Here is an 18,175-nt window from a genome sequence, read left to right as displayed (position 1 = left end):
TTTTTACTATAGAATACGAAAAAAGGCAATTATTTTTGGGTGAAATTAACATAAATATTTATTTTTATTACTTTTTATTTCCTTTCTTTCGAGATTGTCTATCGTCGATGGATTTATTTCCTAAATCATTAGCATAGCCTTGGCTAGGCTCTTTTTCTATAGGAATAATTTTTGGAGCTTCATTGTTTTCCTCAATGATTTCATTTTTGTCGCTTGCAAGAGGCTCTTCATGGTGGGACTCTGGAGTAATTGGATTGTTATCATACTCTAGCTGCCCTTCTTTTTTCATTTGAGGGGATTGATAGCCACTATTTTTATTACCTTGGGTAGGAGAGGTAGTATTATTAGAATTTGAGGCATTATTATGGTTTGGTTGATTTTGTGTTTGTCTTTTCAATACACCTGGCTCTATTTCTAAGCCCTTTTCTTCAACTATCGGGGCATTTTCTTTATTTCTCCATTGATAACCATTATTCCATTTGTATTGATGCATCGGACCCACAAGTAGTTCTTTGACCTTCATAGATTTAACATCTTCTAGCTCAAGGACAACTTCATTTTGCAATAATTTTTGATATAGCTTATATTTACCTAAGGTTATAGCATGTTGCCTAGATGCTTCTATATCGGATTTGTTACCCTTTAGTGAGATAATGCTGATATGATTTAAGTCATTAACAAGGTTTATTTGATCCCTTATATCCTTCTCAAGGATTTCCAGATCCATAACAAAACTCTTCTCCAGTATACCAATTCCTATAAGTACAGAACTATTATCAGAAGTAATATATCTCTTATTTCGGGCATTTAAAATAGATGTATACAATACATCCTTTATTTCCTGTCCTATCATATCTTGACTGACAATCAAAGCACCTTCATGATTTTTTGGAAATATATTTATTACTATACCTTCTTTGTCTATTTCATATTCAACACTTGGGTTTATATCTAGGCTTATTATGGCCACAGGGTTAACTGAAGTATAATTGGCCCCTTGAAATTCAGGGATGAGTGTAGTAAAAAGCAGTAAGATAATAAAGATAGCTGCACATCCGACAAAGGCTATAAAGCTTCTTTTCTTTTCCTTGTAGATGTCTTCATCTAAAAAAAGGATCTGTTTTCCAATATATAAGTCATTTTTCTTAACAACCTTATAATATTCTATATGACTGGTGATTACAACAGCGTAATCCTTCTCTATATCTACTATGCGGCCTTTATAAACCATTGGAACTCCCCCTTTTTGCATCATTTATATAGGTCTTTAGGATATCTAAGTTACTATCTAATATCAGTACAGCAGCGATTATAAATTTTTTGTTTCTATCAAAAAACTTCCTTGAAATTTTAAACTCTGATACAAGAATTAGATAAGGGAGACGTTTTTTTTTATACAAAAAATCCTTTTCTTTTGGATGCTCAACAATATATTTAGCTGTTTGCAAAGCACTTATTCGTGTATGGCTATGCTTTGGTGAATTCTCTACTAGGTCATGGAATGTGATATTGAATTGATTTAATTTGTTTTTAAATTCATTTAATTCTATATGCAAATCCATGCATTCATTAAATTTATTTACTTCTAATCCATAGTTCATCTTAATGGATTCATTTCCGTTAAGTTGATCTATAGAAATGGTGATATTTTCAGGAGTCGCTTTTCGCATATAGTCAATCATCCTACTTTTGATCACTAGAGAAGCATAGCTTAAAAAGTTTCCCTTTGAAAAATCATATTTATCGATGGCTTCATTAAATGCTTCTAACCCAATCATATATTCTTCACTGTTTTCGGCCTCAATATATTTACTCAGCTTAGTGGATATAGTTTTTACGATAAAAGGAATATAATCTTTAATCATTTTTTCTCTTTCCTCTGAGTTGCCATTTTTGATTTTTTTAATTCTTTCTGATAGTGGATCTTTTTTAAATAAGCTTGTTAGGTTTGACAATGTCACCCTCCCCTTACATTATAGGAATACGAGATTTTTTGAATTTTTATGGCATATTTTACTAAGTGTATTTGCGGTTTTACTGAAGTCTTTAGATTTCTATTTAGAACGCATTTTTTCATAGACTAGTCTGCTGAAATAAGTTCAGTATTCTATATGCCTTTAGTTTTAAAATATGTTACATTTTGTTCGTATTTCAGAGTAATTAAGGCACCAGACCTTGAGTAACAATAGAAACTTTTTTTATCAAAGAATTTATTGAATCCACCGATAATTAAGCAAATAATTAATTCTCAAAACGTTGGAATACTATAGTTTATTTTGCATATATTAACAACGAAAGGAGGTGACCAGCAAATGAATGGAAGAAAATCAATAGCAATAGGTATGACAATCATGCTGATGCTGGCGGCATTTGTACAACCTATGCTTGTCTATGGCCATGGAGATGGAGGAAGCGGCAAGGGAGCTGGTGGTTCGAATAGTGGACATCATGACTCTGGAGAACAAACTACTCCTATAGTGGATACTGAAACAGGAAGCTGTGAAGAAAACGATTCTCATGGAGGAACAGGTGGTAGTTCAGGTCAAGGAGGCTCAGGAGGAAGTGGTTCAGGTCAAGGAGGCCCAGGAGGAAGCGGTTCAGGTCAAGGAGGTCCAGGAGGAAACGGCTCAGGTCAAGGAAGCTCGGGAGACGACAGTTTAGATGAAGGAAGCACTGGCAGCTCAGGCGGCAGCGGCTCAGGTCAAGGAGGTCCAGGGAGCAGCGGTTCGGGCAAAGGAGGCGATTCAGAAAGTGGCATCTCAATCACACTAAAAGTAACTGTTGAATGGCCAGAAGGAATAGCGTCACGAGATGTAAATTTAACACTAGTTGGGGCACATTCATCAACCACAGAAAAAACAGATAATAATATAGCTACTTTTTCTGCAAAACCAGGGGATGAGTGGCAGCTTATAGGGGAAGTTATACCAGGTTTTATAACTCCCAAGGTAGATATTCAACTGAAAGGTTCTGATGCTGGAGAAACTAAAGAAGTAACCCTTACTTATGTAGTAGGTAATCAATTAGTAGAAAGAATCGTACTGAACAAGACTACATTAACGATTTTTAGTAGTATCACACAGCAGCTTACAGCAAAAGTCTACCCAGCCAATGCTAATGATCAACGAGTACAATGGTCTTCAAGTAATAATGATATAGCTACTGTTGACAGTAATGGGGTTGTTGAAGCAAAGGCACCAGGTGAAGCTATTATCACTGCTACGTCTAATGATGGAAATGCTGAAGCAGCTTGTAGAGTGACTGTTATATCTCAACAGGCTGCAGTACCTGTAAACGGCGTCACACTAAATACAAACGCAATCACCTTAAGTATAGGAGGAAACCAAAGCCAGCAACTAACAGCAACAATAAACCCTCTAAATGCGACAATAACTGATGTTGTGTGGTCTTCATCCAATGGAAATGTAGCCACAGTTAATGAAGATGGTTTGGTAACGCCAATTTCACCAGGTTTAGCAGTCATTACTGTTGAAACCGTAGATGGAGGATTTAAAGCATACTGTCATGTATCAGTAGGGCATGCACCTGAAATTGAATATATCATACCTACCCTAGAAGGTGGAATAGTCACTGAGCATTTTGATCATGCTTATGATGTTTATATCAATGTAGAAAATTTAGTTGATAAACTCATTACTGAAAAAGGGGAAGATTATCTTGCGAATGGAGTAAAATATTACGTAAAGGTAATAGATAGAGGAAGTACAGTACCTTTAGGTGAAGGTGAAGTTATAATCTTTAGCACTTCAACAGAGTTTCATCTACATGGCGCAACAGAGTTTAGTATCACACAGAACTACAGCAACCGATACTTCGTCTATATGAGTCAAGATCCAAGTTATCCTAAGGCTGATGAACAAACCCTCATGACTAACTTTATGGGAGGCAGGGCAACACCAACAATACCAGTTGAAAAAATAGTTGTAATGGTAGAAATGATTGGTGGCTATAGGGGTCCTGAAGGAATTGTTTTTCTGCTAGCTAGAGAAGAAGTTGCAGATAAAACCCCCGCTGAAATCACTTGGAAAGACTACTATAGCGGAGGGACACCGGCCAATCCATATCCACCAGGCGGCCAAGGAGGCATTGAATTAGACAAATTTGTGGATGAAGTAAAAATGATTGGAGAAGCAAATGAAGAAGGATTTATTGAATGGATAACACCTAGAGAGCCAATAAAGCTTGGGGGATATCTTTTACTTCAAGTAACACCTATGGGTTATGTAGATAATTTAAACCTGATAAATCCAGAATCACATGACGGAGACTTGATGAAGGCCGTCCATCTGATGAGGGATGGATCTTTAGATCGTAAAGTGACTAACATATATGTAGGCCCTAGTCCAAATGGTGAAGACCCAAATGGTGGAGACCCAAATGGTGGAGACCCAAATGGTGAAGACCCAAATGGTGAAGACCCAAATGGTGGAGACCCAAATGGTGAAGACCCAAATGGTGAAGACTCAAACGGTGATTCTTCAAAAGAATCAGATAGTAATGGAGATAAGACTGGAGGTCGGCCTAATTCATCAGGTTCTGGCGGTTCAAGTAGATTAATTGATGTTGAATCCGTCCTTGAAAATGATCTTGAAGATATTCCTGAAGCTACTCTTGCTACATTAATTGATGTTGAAAGATTTAGAGGACATTGGGCAAAAAAATTTATTGATAACTTAGTTCAAAAAGAAAAGATTTTAAAGAGTGTTTTTGATAAAGACAAGAGCCTAGATGACAAGATAAATGAAGTTCAACTTTTAGAATTACTCATATCTATTAACGCCAACAAAGAGCTAGAGACCCCTGAAATGAGCAGCGATGGGAAAAAGTTTGCAACTCGTCAGGAAGCAGCAGTTTTGTTAATGAAAGTGTTTGGATTTGAGGAAATAGATGACGCTGTTCTTACCTTCTTGGATAGTAAAGAAATTGATGCCAGTGCAAAAGGGTATATTGCAAAGGCCTATAAGCTTAAAATTATCAAAGGGTATCCTGACAATACCTTTAGGCCTAATCAAACCATAACAATGGCGGAATTACTTGCAATGCTATCAAAATGCTTAGACTTGATAGAATAGTAATAGTGTGAAAGGGAATGGACTACAAAGGTTGTAGTCCATTCATCATGCTTATTTTTTCCTCAAAATTATCTCTCGTCCCCATCCCCAAGGAATAGTAAAGTCAAATTGATTAACTTTTTCTATACTATTTCTTTGAATAATTGCAGTCAGTTCTACAATCGAAAGACGACCGCCCGGATCGCTACCGGCTCCACAGCTTCCATCCTCATGACTATGATCTCCATCAATGCAGTTAAGCGTTATTACATCCATAGCCATTAATGAAGCAATATGGGTATGAGCGTCTCCTCCACAGCCTTCGCCTGCTGGGACCATTCCTCGACGGTGAATGATGGCTTCCTCATCTTGGACGGTGACAAAATCACCATTGCTGCTTACCCAGGTGATGGTAGTCCCGTATCCTAGCATATCAGTGCTTGGTAGTGTTACTTTATTTATTTGATCAGGGCCATGTCCTCTACTGTATAGGAAAAGCTTCAAATGATTTGATGCTTCTGATACAGCCAATGGGGCATCCACAGTTTCAGGAGCTTCGATTGTAATTCCAAAGTCAATATCAATTTTACCAGCTTCATTCTTAACCTCTGTTCTAACATTCACTTTTCCTTTTTGCACGGGTGTGACTTTTAGTCTACCATCATCTAACAGTTTTAAACTAACACTTCCAGTATTTTGTTGTTCTCCATAAACAGCTTCAGATACAGTGGTAGATACAGGCTCATATACAGCCTGTGTAACGGTTGTAGCATATGAAGCTAGGTCTTCAGCCATTAGAAATAAAGGATATTGTCCTAAATATAGGATTTGATCTGGAAAGTCCCTTGGAATAGGAGTAGTCTCATTGTGAGAATGATCCTCTGAAGTTTCCTCACCAATGGTAATGGCTCTGCCCCAGCCCCAAGGAATCATCACATGAAAGTCTTTTACAGCTTCAGAGGTACCTTTTTTAATTGCAGCTGTCAAAGCTACGATTCTTGTTTTACCTCCAGTATCACTACATTCTTCTTGACCAATATCGCCTCCACAATATATGCCAATCTCACCTATGTTCATGAAGGATAGGATTGAAAGGTCATCCACGGTGCATCCACCATTGTCATGTCCAGTACCAGAAATTCCTCTGCGGTAGATAATGGCTTTATTGTCCTCTATTAGTATGTATTTATTGTCTTGTGCTTGGTCTTTTAATTTCCATGTAATAATTGTTTCATACCCCTTAGTATCTGTAATAGGCAAAGCAATTTTCGATGTTTTGCTACGTCCTGTGGGATTTTCAACAGATAAATCTAAATCTTTTTTAATTTCTTCAACTATTTTAGCATCTGTTGGAACTTGACTGGAATCTATCACAACAATAGTAAAGGTTATATTTACTTGACCGTAAGAATTAGAAACGGTTGCTGTAATTGTTGTTTCACCAACTTCTTTACCCATTATTTTTAGACCATTTTCCTGTAATATTTCTCCAGATGCAATCGACGTATTTTCCATTGTAGCAGCTATTACTTTTTCTCCATATGTGGCTAAATCTTTTGGTAGCAGTAGGATGTCTTCATTTACAGCTAACTTAAATGCATCTAAGTTTTTAGCAGACGGAGGATAGGTATCATTACGTCTACTACTGCCTGAACTGCTCCTAGTTGAATCATAATCTATTTCATCTTTAAGCTCTACATCTTCGACCCTTTCTTCAATTTCTATAAGTTCTAATAGTTGCAATGATTTATTTAGCACAATTACCGCCTCTGCTCTTGTGATGGGTCTTTCTGGGTGAAAGCTGCCATCAGGATAGCCTTTCATCAATCCATACCTTATAACCGCTGAAACAGGACCTTTACTCCATCTTGCGATTTTGCTACTATCTTGAAAAATGTTAATTGAATCATCCTCTAAAGAGGTATCTAATTTCAGTAATTTCGTTAAAACAATGGCGGCTTCTTGTCTACTGATACTATTATTAGGTTGAATGGTATTGTCTGGATAGCCTGAGATATAACCTGCCTTTAAGGCTTTACCGATTTGAGAATAGAACCAATCTGTTTCATTTACATCATTAAATCTAATTTCCAAGGTATCATTTAAATGAAAAGCTTTGTTTACCAATGTAAAGAACTCAGCCCTAGTGATAGTATAATCTGGTCTAAAGGAACCATCGGGATATCCAGAAATGAGACCTTTATTTAGCCATTCTTCAATATGTTTCTGGCCCCAATGATTTTCAATATCAGTACCTGCTGATGGTTGTCCAAATGTAAAGCTTGGAATAATCATGACAAGACACATTAGAAGAATAGCTAGTCTCCTAAGCTTCATTTTCATTTTTTCACCCCTTTCTAGTCTAAAATTTTGTTTCATAATATCTCTCCCTTCTAAATGTATTCTATTGATTTTTTTGATCTAACAATCAAGAACAGTATACCAATAGAATGTGGTAAATTATGTAATAAACTGTCCAGTTATTATTTAAATTTTATTACATGAATCAACAATATCATTCAATTTTCCAATAACATAAAAAAAGCGTACCATCTGAAAAATGATGGTACGCTTTTACATGTTATCTTTATTCTCTTATCTATTAAAACCAAATCTATTACCGGCGCCTCTAAAGGAACCCTTCTCTGTTGTCCTGCCAAAGCCAATAGCTAGTCTTTGATTGTCATCTCTGTTTCCACCAATGCTTCTACAATTATTCATTCTTTCTTGAAGCTTAAGTGCAAAATCATCTCCTTGAGTTTGTGTCAATCTTCCATCAGCTACCATTTGATCAATTTTTGAAAGCTTTAATTCAAGTAGCTCTTCAGTAGAACCAGCAGCTGTGTAAAGTTGTAACCCATTTCCAGTAGGCTGAGTGTCTGCAAAAGCTAGACTACTCCCTATTAGTACTAGGGTTAGACTTAGTGTTAGAACTAAAAGACTTTTTTTCATGTTTAACATCTCCTTTAATTTTATTTTGTCCTACAATCATATTATGCTTTCTTTTTGTGACAGTTTTATGACAAATACATGTAAATTATTATTGAAGGCCTAGTTTTTCCTCAAAGATTTCAAGGGAGGTACTATAATATATGCCCCATCGTTTTAATTCAAAAAGATTATCTCCTACCTGAACATTTCCCTCTATGACGGTATAGGCAGTAGTGAAACCCAGTTTTTGCAAAACATCTAAGATTTTTTCATCATAATGTCCATAAGGATAAGCTAAATGTGTAGTGTTCAATAGCTCTTTACTTTTTACCAGATCTGTTATTACCACATCTTCAGGCTTAGAAATTAGATAACCTTCATTATTAGAATCTAATAAATGTAAATTATGAGTATGACTGGCAAAGTTGAAGACATCTTGACTTGAATGAATTTCCTCCCAACTGAAATATTGGAGTTGGCTGGGGTCAAACTCCAGCGTCTCATCCGCAATATAATCAGTAATCAAAAAAATTGTGGCTTCAAAACCGTATTCCTTCAAAATTGGATGGGCATAAATATAATTGCTTTTATAACCATCATCAAAGGTAATAACAACACTTTTAGAAGGAAGAGGTTCTTCGCCTTTTACAAAGAATTTCAAAGCATCAAGGCTAACGGTTTGAAAACCATGTTGATTTAGAAGTTCCATTTGTCTGCGAAAGTCCTCTACAGCGATAATAGACTCGTTGGGGGAACTAGGCAGATCTTTTTTTTCTAAAAGATGATGATATACTAAGACAGGCACTTCTTGAGCAAAATCAGACGGGATGTAATTTTCATCTTCATCGAGCGGCATAGGAAGTACTTCGTGTTGATCACCAAAAACTTCTTCTAAGATACTTTTTTCTTTTAAGCTGAGGCTTACCTTATTTTTATCTCCTTCTAGAGCCCACACTAAGAAATAGGCTGTAAAGATTATGATAGACAGAATTACTATCATTGTTGCATTCTTTTTTCTCATGTTACTTCACCATCCTTAATTAAAATATTTTGATAGATGGCTACATAGTAAATCTTTCTTGTGGCATTGACGTGACAATCAGAAGAAAAAAAGAAGCAAGAATGAACTGATGATAGAATAATACTTTCAAAAATTTAATGATATATTCTTAAACTGGAGGCGTAAGATAAAAATTGATTTTTGCACAGAAATCATTATCCTAAGGACATATAAAAATAGGCAGTTTTGCTGTGATTGAAGCATATAAAGAGAGGGTATAATCCATATGAATGCCAATATTTTCCTTAAATTTAATAGGTTCCGTAGCTGAAGATGAAAACACCATAGTTGCAATAGTTTAATAGGAGTTTACAATACTCCAAGGAGAAAACAATGTAAAAATATTGATCCAAAGACTTTGCGATATTATTTTATTATGAAATGGGTGAATTGTATGGTGGATAAGAAAAATCTTAAAGAGATTGACCATAAGTTACAACATCAGCTAGGGGATTTCTTAAGACTAAGGAAAAATGTTAACCCACGAATGGAAGCATTAAGAATTTTTATCATCTATCTCCTTGTAGGCGGTCTTTGGATACTATTATCAGATAAAGTTTTAGCCATCCTTGTTGAAGATCCGGAGATTTTTAAGGCAATTCAACTATACAAAGGATGGCTTTATGTCCTTATAACAGGGGTAATATTTTATTTTATTATAAGCAATAGGATGATGCTGTTTAAGATGGCCATTGACGAAGTTTTTCACGGATATGAAGAGCTAAGTGCTACCCATGAAGAATTGACAGCAATGGATGAGGAGCTAATGCAGCAATACAAAGAAATACAAAAGCATCGTGATGCCCTTATGATTAGTGACCAGCGCTATCAATTGGCGGTAGAGGGAGCAAACGATGGGATTTGGGATTGGGATCTACAAACGGGAGAATACTTTTTCTCTCTAAAATATAAAAGTACTTTTGGATATGAAGGGCAGGAACTGAAGGATGACCTTGAAACATGGCAGCAGCTTTTTCACCCTGATGATAGACAAAAAGCCCTAGATGCAGTGGAAGCTTATCTTAATTCAAAGAAAGGAATCTATGAGAATACCTATCGAGTCCGAAGAAAAGACGGGGGATACCTTTGGATTCTTAGCCGTGGGAAGGCTGTATGGGACAGAGAAGGAAAAGCAATACGTATCGCTGGCTCCCATACAGATATTACAGAGAGAATAAATATGGAAGAAAGACTGCATGCGCTAGCATATTTTGATCCACTCACAAAGCTCCCTAATCGAATAATGCTTCAAGAGGAAGTAAGTAAAAAAATAAAGGAAGCGGAAGAAAATAACAAAAAATTGGCGTTTCTTAATTTTGACGTAGACAATTTTAAAAACATAAATGATACAATGGGCCATAAAGCGGGAGACAAATTAATTCAATTTATAGCAAATACCTTAGCATATTACATAAAACCACCCAACCTAGTAGCCCGTTTAGGTGGGGATGAATTTGCTATTGTCTTGATGGATATAAAAGACAATGAAGAAATTATTTTACAGGTGAATAAAATAAAAGACTATCTAAGAAAACCATGGAGTTTAGGTGAATTGGAATTCTTTATCTCTGTTAGCATAGGAATTGCCATATATCCTAACCATGGAACAGATGTAGCGGAACTCATGCAAAATGCTGATACAGCTATGTCCCATATGAAAGCAAATCAAAAAGACGGATTTTGTATTTACATGTCTGATATGCGGAAAAAAACCTGGGAATACGTACATATGAGCAATCAATTGAGGTATGCAATCAATAATCAAGAGTTTCAGCTATATTATCAGCCTCAGATTGACTTAAGTACTGACAAAATTATAGGAATAGAAGCACTTATTCGGTGGATACATCCAGAAAAAGGATTCATTTCGCCGATGGAATTCATACCCTTTGCAGAAGAAACTGGATATATTGGAGAAATCGAAGAATGGGTTTTAAAAACTGCCTGCAAACAAAAAAAACTTTGGAAAGAAAATGGATATGATGATATAAAAATCTCTATTAATTTATCGAGCAAAATGTTGACTCAGCCTAATTTGGTACCAAATATACGAAAAATATTAGAAATGTATTACATAAAATGTGGAGATATCGAGCTGGAGATTACGGAAACCGCTGTAATAGATAACCTAGAAAAGGCAATAGAAGTACTGCACCAGCTAAGGGAGTTTGCCATAACCATTGCCTTAGATGACTTTGGCACAGGATACTCTTCTTTAACCTATTTACAAAAGCTCCCTATCGATATATTAAAAGTAGATAGAGGGTTTATAAGTAATATTGATACTGAAGAGGAGGAGTGCTATATTTTAAAAACTGTTATTGATTTGGCTCATAACCTAGGGTTAAAGGTTGTAGCAGAAGGGATAGAAACGAAAGAACAATTAGACTTTTTAAAACGAAACGGCTGTGATATTGGGCAAGGATATTACTTTAGTAAGCCTGTTCCAGTGGAGGATATAGAATCGCTGTTAAAGGAAAAAACACAATGAAGAATCTAACATAGGACAAGAGATTAATAAAGATGGAAAAGAACTGAGGTATAGCTTAAAATAATAAGATTCATACTTCTTCGTTGCTTCAAAAACCCAGCACCTTTACGTATTACGTATACGCTACAGTTGCCGGGTTTTTTTGCGCCTCCAAGCTGAAGATTTTTGAACAGCCTGGAGGTTGTTGAATAAATAAATCTTTCCATACTTTTCTGGATATCCTGAGCTATAGCTTTACTATTTTTATGGGATTTAAAAGGAGTTTAATAAACCATTAACTGAATTTCCACTACAGCATAGAGAGAAAAATATGATATAATAAAGCAAGAAAAATGTAAAAATACAAAGAAAAAAGTTGAATGATTAGCAAAATTTACATAAGGTTCTATCAGAGAAAATCCTTATAAAGATTTAATAGTATGCTTTAAAATTGGAGGAAAAAGATGAAAAATAATTTTTGGAAAAAAAATCAAAAACAAATCATCATTGCAGTGATGGTTTTAGTAATAGGTCAATCTTTAATCAGCAGTATTTCTTTGAAGGTATTACTCAACTTAACAGCAATACAAATTATTTTTGCAGGTATCTTTATATCTGTGCTTGTTAGCTTTCCCATGACAACTTTATCAGATACCACGAGGATAACGAAGGAAAGCTTTCAGAAGGAAATTGATTATGCTGAAGATATTTATAAAATCCATAGCCTCGCTGTTAAGGTGAAAAAGGATGGTTTGTTATCGCTACAATCCGATATTGATGTAGAACAAGATACATTTTTGAGGGATGGCATGATTTTATTAAACGATTATAAAAAGCCAGAAGTGATTAGAGATATCTTAGAAAAAGATATTGAATCAAGAGAAACAAATTTATTTAAAGCCTACAATGTCTTCAAAATGATTTCTCATATAGCGCCGTCTTTAGGACTGGTTGGCACCCTAGTAGGTCTGATTGGCCTGTTATCTAATATACATCAACCCTATGAAATCATGAATAATATGGCGGCGGCTTTGGTAAGTACATTATATGGTAGCCTAATAGCTAATTTTATTGCTGTGCCAATCATGGTAAGAATTAAAGAATATATTGATAAAAACATTTTAAGGTATAACATCATCACTGAAGGTTTGTTATTGGTTGCTAGAAATGACTCCGCAAGAAATGTATTTGATAAAATGAATGTTATGCTTAAGGAAGAAAAACGTTTGGAATACCCTGATAAGAGGATGAAGGAAAGGAATTATAAACCCTATGAATTCCAATTATAAGGACAATAAACATGAAATAAAGTTTTCTAACAATTGGATTATTACCTATAGCGATATGATTACTATTGTCTTATGCTTTTTTATTCTATTCTTTACTTATACTGCTGAGGAAACAAGCATTTTATATGATATCAAGCAACATCTTTCGTTGGAGGTAGAAGAACTTAGCAGTCAAGTGGAGGAGTTAAGCGAAGAAAACATAGTATTAAAGCAGGAAAAGGAATCTTTGGCTGCCATATTGTTTGGATTAGAAGATATAGAGGTAGACATATTGCAATCTCAAGAAGAGTTTATCCGTTATTTAAGAGAAAAACATCTTTTAGACCTAATAGACATTGAACAAAGTGATGTAGGCCTTTTGATTCGCTTTAAAGACAGTGTTCTTTTCTCAAGTGGAAGAGCAGAGATATCAGAGGATGGACATGTGATATTAAACCACATTGGCGATAAATTAAAGCAAATTGATAATAAGATTGTGGTGGCAGGCTACACAGATAATGTCCCTATGAACAGTACTTTATATCCTTCAAATTGGGAGCTATCTGTTGCTAGAGCTATGAACGCTGCCAGGGTTTTAATGGAAGAAAAGACAATAGCAGAGGAAAGGATTTCTGTCAGTGGATATGGGGAAAATCAGCCTATTGATACCAATGACACACCAGAGGGTCGTTCCAATAACCGAAGAATAGAAATTACTATTCTTAACTGAAAAGAGGTATGAGATGATTTTTTTAAGCGCATTACAAAGCATTCTGAGTATTATTATGCTAATTTTAATAGGATTTTATTTAACAAAAAAAGGCTGGTTTGACAAGAGTGCATCCCAGCTTTTTTCTAAACTTGTTACAACCATCTCACTGCCAGCATTAATGATTTATACCTTTAGCACTTCCTTTACCAAAGAAATTTTAATGGATTCAGCAGTGGGATTTGTTATCCCATTTATTTCTATGATGATATGCTTTCTAATCAGCATGATCCTTTCTTACTTTTTCGTTGAAAAATCTAAAAGAGGTATGTTCCAAACGATGTTTACAGTTTCAAACACAATATTCATAGGTATCCCTGTAAACATTGCACTCTTTGGTGAAGCCAGTGTTCCATATGCTTTATTATACTTTGCAGCCAACACCCTATTTTTTTGGACCATTGGGGTTATGAAGATTAGCAGTGACGGTGGGGAAATGAAGAAAGATATTTTCTCAATAAAAACAATAAAATCTATCCTATCCCCCCCTTTTATAGGCCTCTTTGCAGGCATAATCCTGGTGATGCTAGAGATCACATTACCTAGCTTTATCATGGATACAAGCAGATACCTAGGAAATTTAACGACACCGCTATCCTTGCTTTTTATTGGAATGACCTTTCATTTCATTGACTTAACTAAGCTCACCTTTAGTATAGATCAGATGCTATTATTTTTAGGGAGATTTTTGATAGCACCTTTGGTGGTATATATTCTGTCAATGTTCTTCCCTATGCCACCTTTGATGCTGAAAGTATTTATTATTCAATCTGCAATGCCTATTATGGCACAGGTGGCTATTGTGGCAAGGGCCTATGACGGAGATTATGAGTATGCTACTGTTATGGTTACCTTTACCACCCTTGTTAGTGCCTTTATCATACCTTTATATATGGTTTTATTGAGCAGGATTTCATAGCAACACAAAAAAGTAACTTCAATCTTAAAATAAGCAAATTATCGAAGTCGAAAGGATTAGCAGAGGAAGTCAAAACCCAAGCAATTCAATAGCAGGAGTATGAGCATTTATTTAGAATTTAGATGAATTTCATGATATAATAAGATTATTAGCATAATTTGTCATAATTAGCTGAATTATGGAGGGGGCACTATGTTTTATATAGAATTTTAAGGGTAAGTTCATTGTAAGGTCTATTTATCGTCATGAGAAAAAATCTCAAAGAGCATGATTTACAGTAGGTAGAGAAAAGGGGGAAGCTTGTATGATGCTGGATTCAGTTTTACACTTAAGAAAATTTCTAGCACCTGAATTTGTTTTTGGAAAGGATGCCAGGCTATTAATTGGTCGCTATACAAAAAATTTTGGAGGCAGGAAAGCACTAGTGGTAACTGACGAAGGTGTTATCAATGCAGGATGGGTGAAGGATGTTATAGATTCACTAGAAGAAAACAATGTTGATTATGTTGTTTTTTCTGACGTGACACCTAATCCAAGAGCTAAGGAAGTGATGGCAGGGGCAGAACTGTATGGTCAGGAAAATTGCAACATCATCATTGCCGTAGGCGGAGGCAGCCCTATGGACTGTGCAAAAGGCATAGGGATTGTTATAGCAAACTTAGAAGATATTAACTACTTTGAAGGCATTGATAAAATAGAGATGCCCATACCTCCTCTGATTTGTATTCCCACCACTGCTGGAAGTTCTGCAGATGTTTCACAATTCTCCATCATCTTAGATCAGAAAAGAAACCTTAAAATGGCTATTGTTAGCAAAGCCATAGTACCGGATGTGGCATTAATTGATCCTATGACCCTCACTTCTATGGACGACTATTTAACGGCTTGCACTGGTATGGATGCATTAACGCATGCCATTGAAGCCTATGTTTCAAATGCTAGGTCTGTTTTTACAGATTTATATGCCTTGGAGGCCATCAGAATCATATCCACAAATCTTCCTAAAGCTGTAAAGAAGCCTGTAGATCTTAATACATACGGCCAGATGATGCTAGGCAGCCTCTACGCTGGAATCGCTTTTTCAAATGCAAGCTTAGGAGCTGTACATGCTATGGCCCATAGCATGGGAGGTCTTTTAGATACCCCCCATGGAGAATGCAATGCTATTTTATTAGAACATGTAATTGACTTTAATTATGAAGCTGTAGCAGAGGATTATAGGGAGATAGGGGAAGCTATGGGTTTGCAGTTAATGTATATGGATAAATTATCTAGAAAAAATGCTATTATTGAGCACATCAAAGATTTGAAGCAAATAATAGGGATTCATAAAAGTCTAAGAGATATCGGCTTGACAGCTGACTACATTCCAATTCTAGCAAAATATGCCGTGAAGGATGCATGTATGGCGACTAATCCCATTCTTCCTCAACAGAGGGATGTAGAGGTGATTTATGAAAAAGCATATTGATAAAATGACTGATCAAGAGATAGAGTTGCGGGAAAAAATACTGGGATTGGGAGAAAAATCCTTTAGAAAAAACTACTATCCAGAGCTGCAAAGTAGAAAAGAAAAACTAGAAAGCATTTTATATACGGTACCAGTAGGGATAGGAATAATGATGAATGGCGTTATGGAAGATACAAATGATGCCCTTAGCAATATAACAGAGTATTCAAAAGAAGAGCTTGTGGGGAAAAATTTAAAAATTTTTTATGCATCAGAGAAAGAATATGAAGAGGCAGGACTACGAAACCATCAACAATTTGCAAGAAAAGAGATCCATACCATAGAAACAAAATGGCAGCAAAAAAGTGGAGGATTTATTACTATATTATTAAGTTTTAGCCCACTGGATGAAGAAACACCTGCAAAAGGGCTTACATTTACAGTGGTGGATATTTCAGAGAGAAAACAATGGGAAAATGCTCTACATTTAGAAAAGGAACGTTTAAGAATTACATTGCATTCTATTGGAGACGGAGTAATCGCTACCGATAAGGATGGCAGGGTTGTTATGCTTAATAGTGTTGCAGAGGAGCTTACTGGTTGGTCTCAGCAGGATGCACAGGGAAGGGAAATGAGAGAGGTTTTCAATATTGTTAATGAATACACCCGTGTACCCTGTGAAAACCCAGTAAAGAAGGTTCTGACTACTGGAAAAACTATAGGATTAGCCAATCACACCACATTAATAGCTAAAAATGGGATAGAAAGAGCTATCGCTGACAGCGCAGCACCTATAAGAGATAAAGATGGCGAAATTCAAGGGGTTGTGTTGGTTTTTCGAGATCAAACAGAAGAAAGACAAAGGCAGGAGGAAATAATCCGTTTAAGCTACTATGATAAATTAACAGGATTATATAACCGTAGTTTTTTTGAAGAAGAGCTTAAAAGGCTTGATACTGAAAGACAGCTGCCATTATCCATCATCATAGGAGATATAAATGGACTAAAATTAACAAATGACGTATTTGGCCACCAAGAAGGAGATCGAATTCTGCAGTCAGCTGCGAAAATCATTAAAGACTCATGCCGTGCAGAGGATATTGTTGCACGATGGGGTGGAGATGAATTCATTGTACTTTTGCCCCGTACATCAGAAGATCAGGCAAAAAGTATATGCCATAGAATCAATCTGCAATGTGAAAATCAAGAGGAGTATACGATCAAAACATCTATCTCTTTAGGGTATGCCAGCAAGGAAAAGCCTCAACAGGATATAATGCAGCTATTAAAGAAGGCAGAGGATTTTATGTACCAACATAAACTTCTAGAAAGTCGCAGTTTGAGGAGTGCCATTGTGAGTTCTATAAAAAGGACCCTATGGGAAAAAAGCCACGAAACAGAAGAACATGCTGAAAGATTGAAATATTATTGCAAAAAAACTGGTATCGCTATGGGACTTTCTGAGATGCAGCTATATCAGCTGGAATTATTGGCGGTTTTACATGATATAGGGAAAATCGCAATAAAAGACCATATTTTAAACAAACCAGGCAAGCTTACAGAGGAAGAGTGGAGAGAAATAAGGAGACATCCTGAGATTGGATACCGTATTGCACAGTCTGCACCAGAGCTTACTCAGATTGCTGAGTATATACTGACCCACCATGAGAGATGGGATGGTAGTGGATACCCTAGCAACATCAAAGGAAAGAGCATTCCATTACTATCAAGAATTCTCGCTGTTGTAGATGCCTATGATGCCATGACCAATCATAGATCCTATCAAAAAGCCTTACCAAAAGAAATTGCAATACAAGAGCTTTTAGATAATGCAGGAACACAATTTGATCCGGAGATTGTAAAAATCTTCTTAGAACAGGTATTAAAAGAAGAAAAAGTAGATAAAGAGGAATAAAGCATGTAAATTCAAAACTATCTTAAGTCTCTATACAGTATAGGTATAGGGACTTTCTTTTTTGAAACCAAATGATTGACCATCCTAGGCAGGATTGGTGTTGAAAAAATATAGTAAATATTATGGCGATGGCAGCATCTGGATTTTGTTGATTGTTAACTCTCTATCCTCTTCTTTTTTTGATATTCAAATCTGGAGGATTACAAACAATCAAGGCCTAGAAAGGAAAATAGTATTTGGTGCCCATATTCCTCTAAGAATGTAGAAAAATATAAATTTCTACAGGAAAACAGGGGTTTTTTGTTGAATTTAATAAGCAGT

Annotated in this window: 13 protein-coding genes; 8 read left to right on the top strand and 5 right to left on the bottom strand. The window is 35.8% G+C overall.

The features are described from left to right. Positions 1 to 67: 67 nt before the first annotated feature. Positions 68 to 1,231, bottom strand: a complete 1,164-nt coding sequence (locus BMX10_RS10800; RefSeq protein WP_170834782.1) for an anti-sigma factor domain-containing protein — start codon at positions 1,229 to 1,231, stop codon at positions 68 to 70. Next, a complete protein-coding gene (gene sigI, locus BMX10_RS10795) occupies positions 1,221 to 1,955 on the bottom strand; it encodes an RNA polymerase sigma-I factor (protein ID WP_244272698.1) in 735 nt (244 codons plus the stop codon). Before sigI ends, BMX10_RS10800 begins: the two co-directional genes overlap by 11 nt. A gap of 357 nt (positions 1,956 to 2,312) precedes the next feature. On the opposite strand from sigI, the gene BMX10_RS10790 reads away from it, so the two are divergent. Beyond that, positions 2,313 to 5,093, top strand: coding sequence for an Ig-like domain-containing protein (locus tag BMX10_RS10790; RefSeq protein ID WP_090443738.1), 2,781 nt, complete (start codon positions 2,313 to 2,315; stop codon positions 5,091 to 5,093). 51 nt (positions 5,094 to 5,144) lie between these two features. On the opposite strand, the gene BMX10_RS10785 is transcribed toward BMX10_RS10790, so the two are convergent. The 3 genes from BMX10_RS10785 to BMX10_RS10775 form a co-directional block, all read right to left on the bottom strand. Continuing rightward, positions 5,145 to 7,451: an S-layer homology domain-containing protein gene (locus BMX10_RS10785; RefSeq protein WP_090443736.1), complete on the bottom strand. Its 2,307-nt coding sequence runs from the start codon at positions 7,449 to 7,451 to the stop codon at positions 5,145 to 5,147. 216 nt (positions 7,452 to 7,667) lie between these two features. Then, positions 7,668 to 8,024 (bottom strand): hypothetical protein, encoded by a 357-nt coding sequence (locus BMX10_RS10780; RefSeq protein WP_090443733.1) that lies wholly within the window; start codon positions 8,022 to 8,024, stop codon positions 7,668 to 7,670. A gap of 88 nt (positions 8,025 to 8,112) precedes the next feature. Beyond that, on the bottom strand, positions 8,113 to 9,024 hold the full coding sequence (locus BMX10_RS10775) for a polysaccharide deacetylase family protein (RefSeq protein ID WP_090443730.1): 912 nt from the start codon (positions 9,022 to 9,024) through the stop codon (positions 8,113 to 8,115). 436 nt (positions 9,025 to 9,460) lie between these two features. Between BMX10_RS10775 and BMX10_RS10770 the strand changes: the two genes are divergently transcribed. The 7 genes from BMX10_RS10770 (at position 9,461) to BMX10_RS18020 (ending at position 18,119) form a co-directional block, all read left to right on the top strand. Then, the gene (locus tag BMX10_RS10770) at positions 9,461 to 11,554 is read left to right on the top strand and encodes a putative bifunctional diguanylate cyclase/phosphodiesterase (protein ID WP_208976141.1); all 2,094 of its coding nucleotides are present in this window, start codon (positions 9,461 to 9,463) and stop codon (positions 11,552 to 11,554) included. A 443-nt stretch (positions 11,555 to 11,997) separates the two neighbouring features. After that, positions 11,998 to 12,822: a motility protein A gene (locus BMX10_RS10765; RefSeq protein WP_090443724.1), complete on the top strand. Its 825-nt coding sequence runs from the start codon at positions 11,998 to 12,000 to the stop codon at positions 12,820 to 12,822. Further along, positions 12,806 to 13,531, top strand: a complete 726-nt coding sequence (locus tag BMX10_RS10760; RefSeq protein WP_090443722.1) for an OmpA/MotB family protein — start codon at positions 12,806 to 12,808, stop codon at positions 13,529 to 13,531. The genes BMX10_RS10765 and BMX10_RS10760 overlap by 17 nt, the downstream gene beginning before the upstream one ends. A gap of 13 nt (positions 13,532 to 13,544) precedes the next feature. Further along, positions 13,545 to 14,489 carry an AEC family transporter gene (locus BMX10_RS10755; RefSeq protein ID WP_090443719.1) on the top strand — a complete coding sequence of 315 codons (945 nt, stop codon included), beginning with the start codon at positions 13,545 to 13,547 and terminating at the stop codon, positions 14,487 to 14,489. A 304-nt stretch (positions 14,490 to 14,793) separates the two neighbouring features. Next, a complete protein-coding gene (gene ercA / locus BMX10_RS10750; RefSeq protein WP_170834780.1) occupies positions 14,794 to 15,960 on the top strand; it encodes an alcohol dehydrogenase-like regulatory protein ErcA in 1,167 nt (388 codons plus the stop codon). Continuing rightward, positions 15,944 to 17,854, top strand: coding sequence for a diguanylate cyclase (locus tag BMX10_RS10745; protein ID WP_090443716.1), 1,911 nt, complete (start codon positions 15,944 to 15,946; stop codon positions 17,852 to 17,854). Before ercA ends, BMX10_RS10745 begins: the two co-directional genes overlap by 17 nt. Before the next feature lie 100 nt (positions 17,855 to 17,954). After that, positions 17,955 to 18,119: a hypothetical protein gene (locus BMX10_RS18020; protein WP_170834779.1), complete on the top strand. Its 165-nt coding sequence runs from the start codon at positions 17,955 to 17,957 to the stop codon at positions 18,117 to 18,119. The last annotated feature ends 56 nt before the right edge of the window (positions 18,120 to 18,175 follow it).

The organism is Natronincola peptidivorans, from assembly GCF_900111615.1.
In the GTDB taxonomy this organism is placed as follows: domain Bacteria; phylum Bacillota; class Clostridia; order Peptostreptococcales; family Natronincolaceae; genus Natronincola_A; species Natronincola_A peptidivorans.
This window is presented reverse-complemented; position numbering and strand designations above follow the sequence as displayed.

Coding starts and splice junctions, on each gene's coding strand:
- BMX10_RS10765 (WP_090443724.1), top strand. CDS start 11,998: ATGAAAAATAATTTTTGGAAAAAAAATCAAAAACAAATCATCATTGCA.
- BMX10_RS10775 (WP_090443730.1), bottom strand. CDS start 9,024: ATGAGAAAAAAGAATGCAACAATGATAGTAATTCTGTCTATCATAATC.
- BMX10_RS10790 (WP_090443738.1), top strand. CDS start 2,313: ATGAATGGAAGAAAATCAATAGCAATAGGTATGACAATCATGCTGATG.
- BMX10_RS10785 (WP_090443736.1), bottom strand. CDS start 7,451: ATGAAACAAAATTTTAGACTAGAAAGGGGTGAAAAAATGAAAATGAAG.
- BMX10_RS10745 (WP_090443716.1), top strand. CDS start 15,944: ATGAAAAAGCATATTGATAAAATGACTGATCAAGAGATAGAGTTGCGG.
- BMX10_RS10760 (WP_090443722.1), top strand. CDS start 12,806: ATGAATTCCAATTATAAGGACAATAAACATGAAATAAAGTTTTCTAAC.
- BMX10_RS10800 (WP_170834782.1), bottom strand. CDS start 1,231: ATGGTTTATAAAGGCCGCATAGTAGATATAGAGAAGGATTACGCTGTT.
- BMX10_RS10780 (WP_090443733.1), bottom strand. CDS start 8,024: ATGAAAAAAAGTCTTTTAGTTCTAACACTAAGTCTAACCCTAGTACTA.
- ercA (WP_170834780.1), top strand. CDS start 14,794: ATGATGCTGGATTCAGTTTTACACTTAAGAAAATTTCTAGCACCTGAA.
- BMX10_RS10755 (WP_090443719.1), top strand. CDS start 13,545: ATGATTTTTTTAAGCGCATTACAAAGCATTCTGAGTATTATTATGCTA.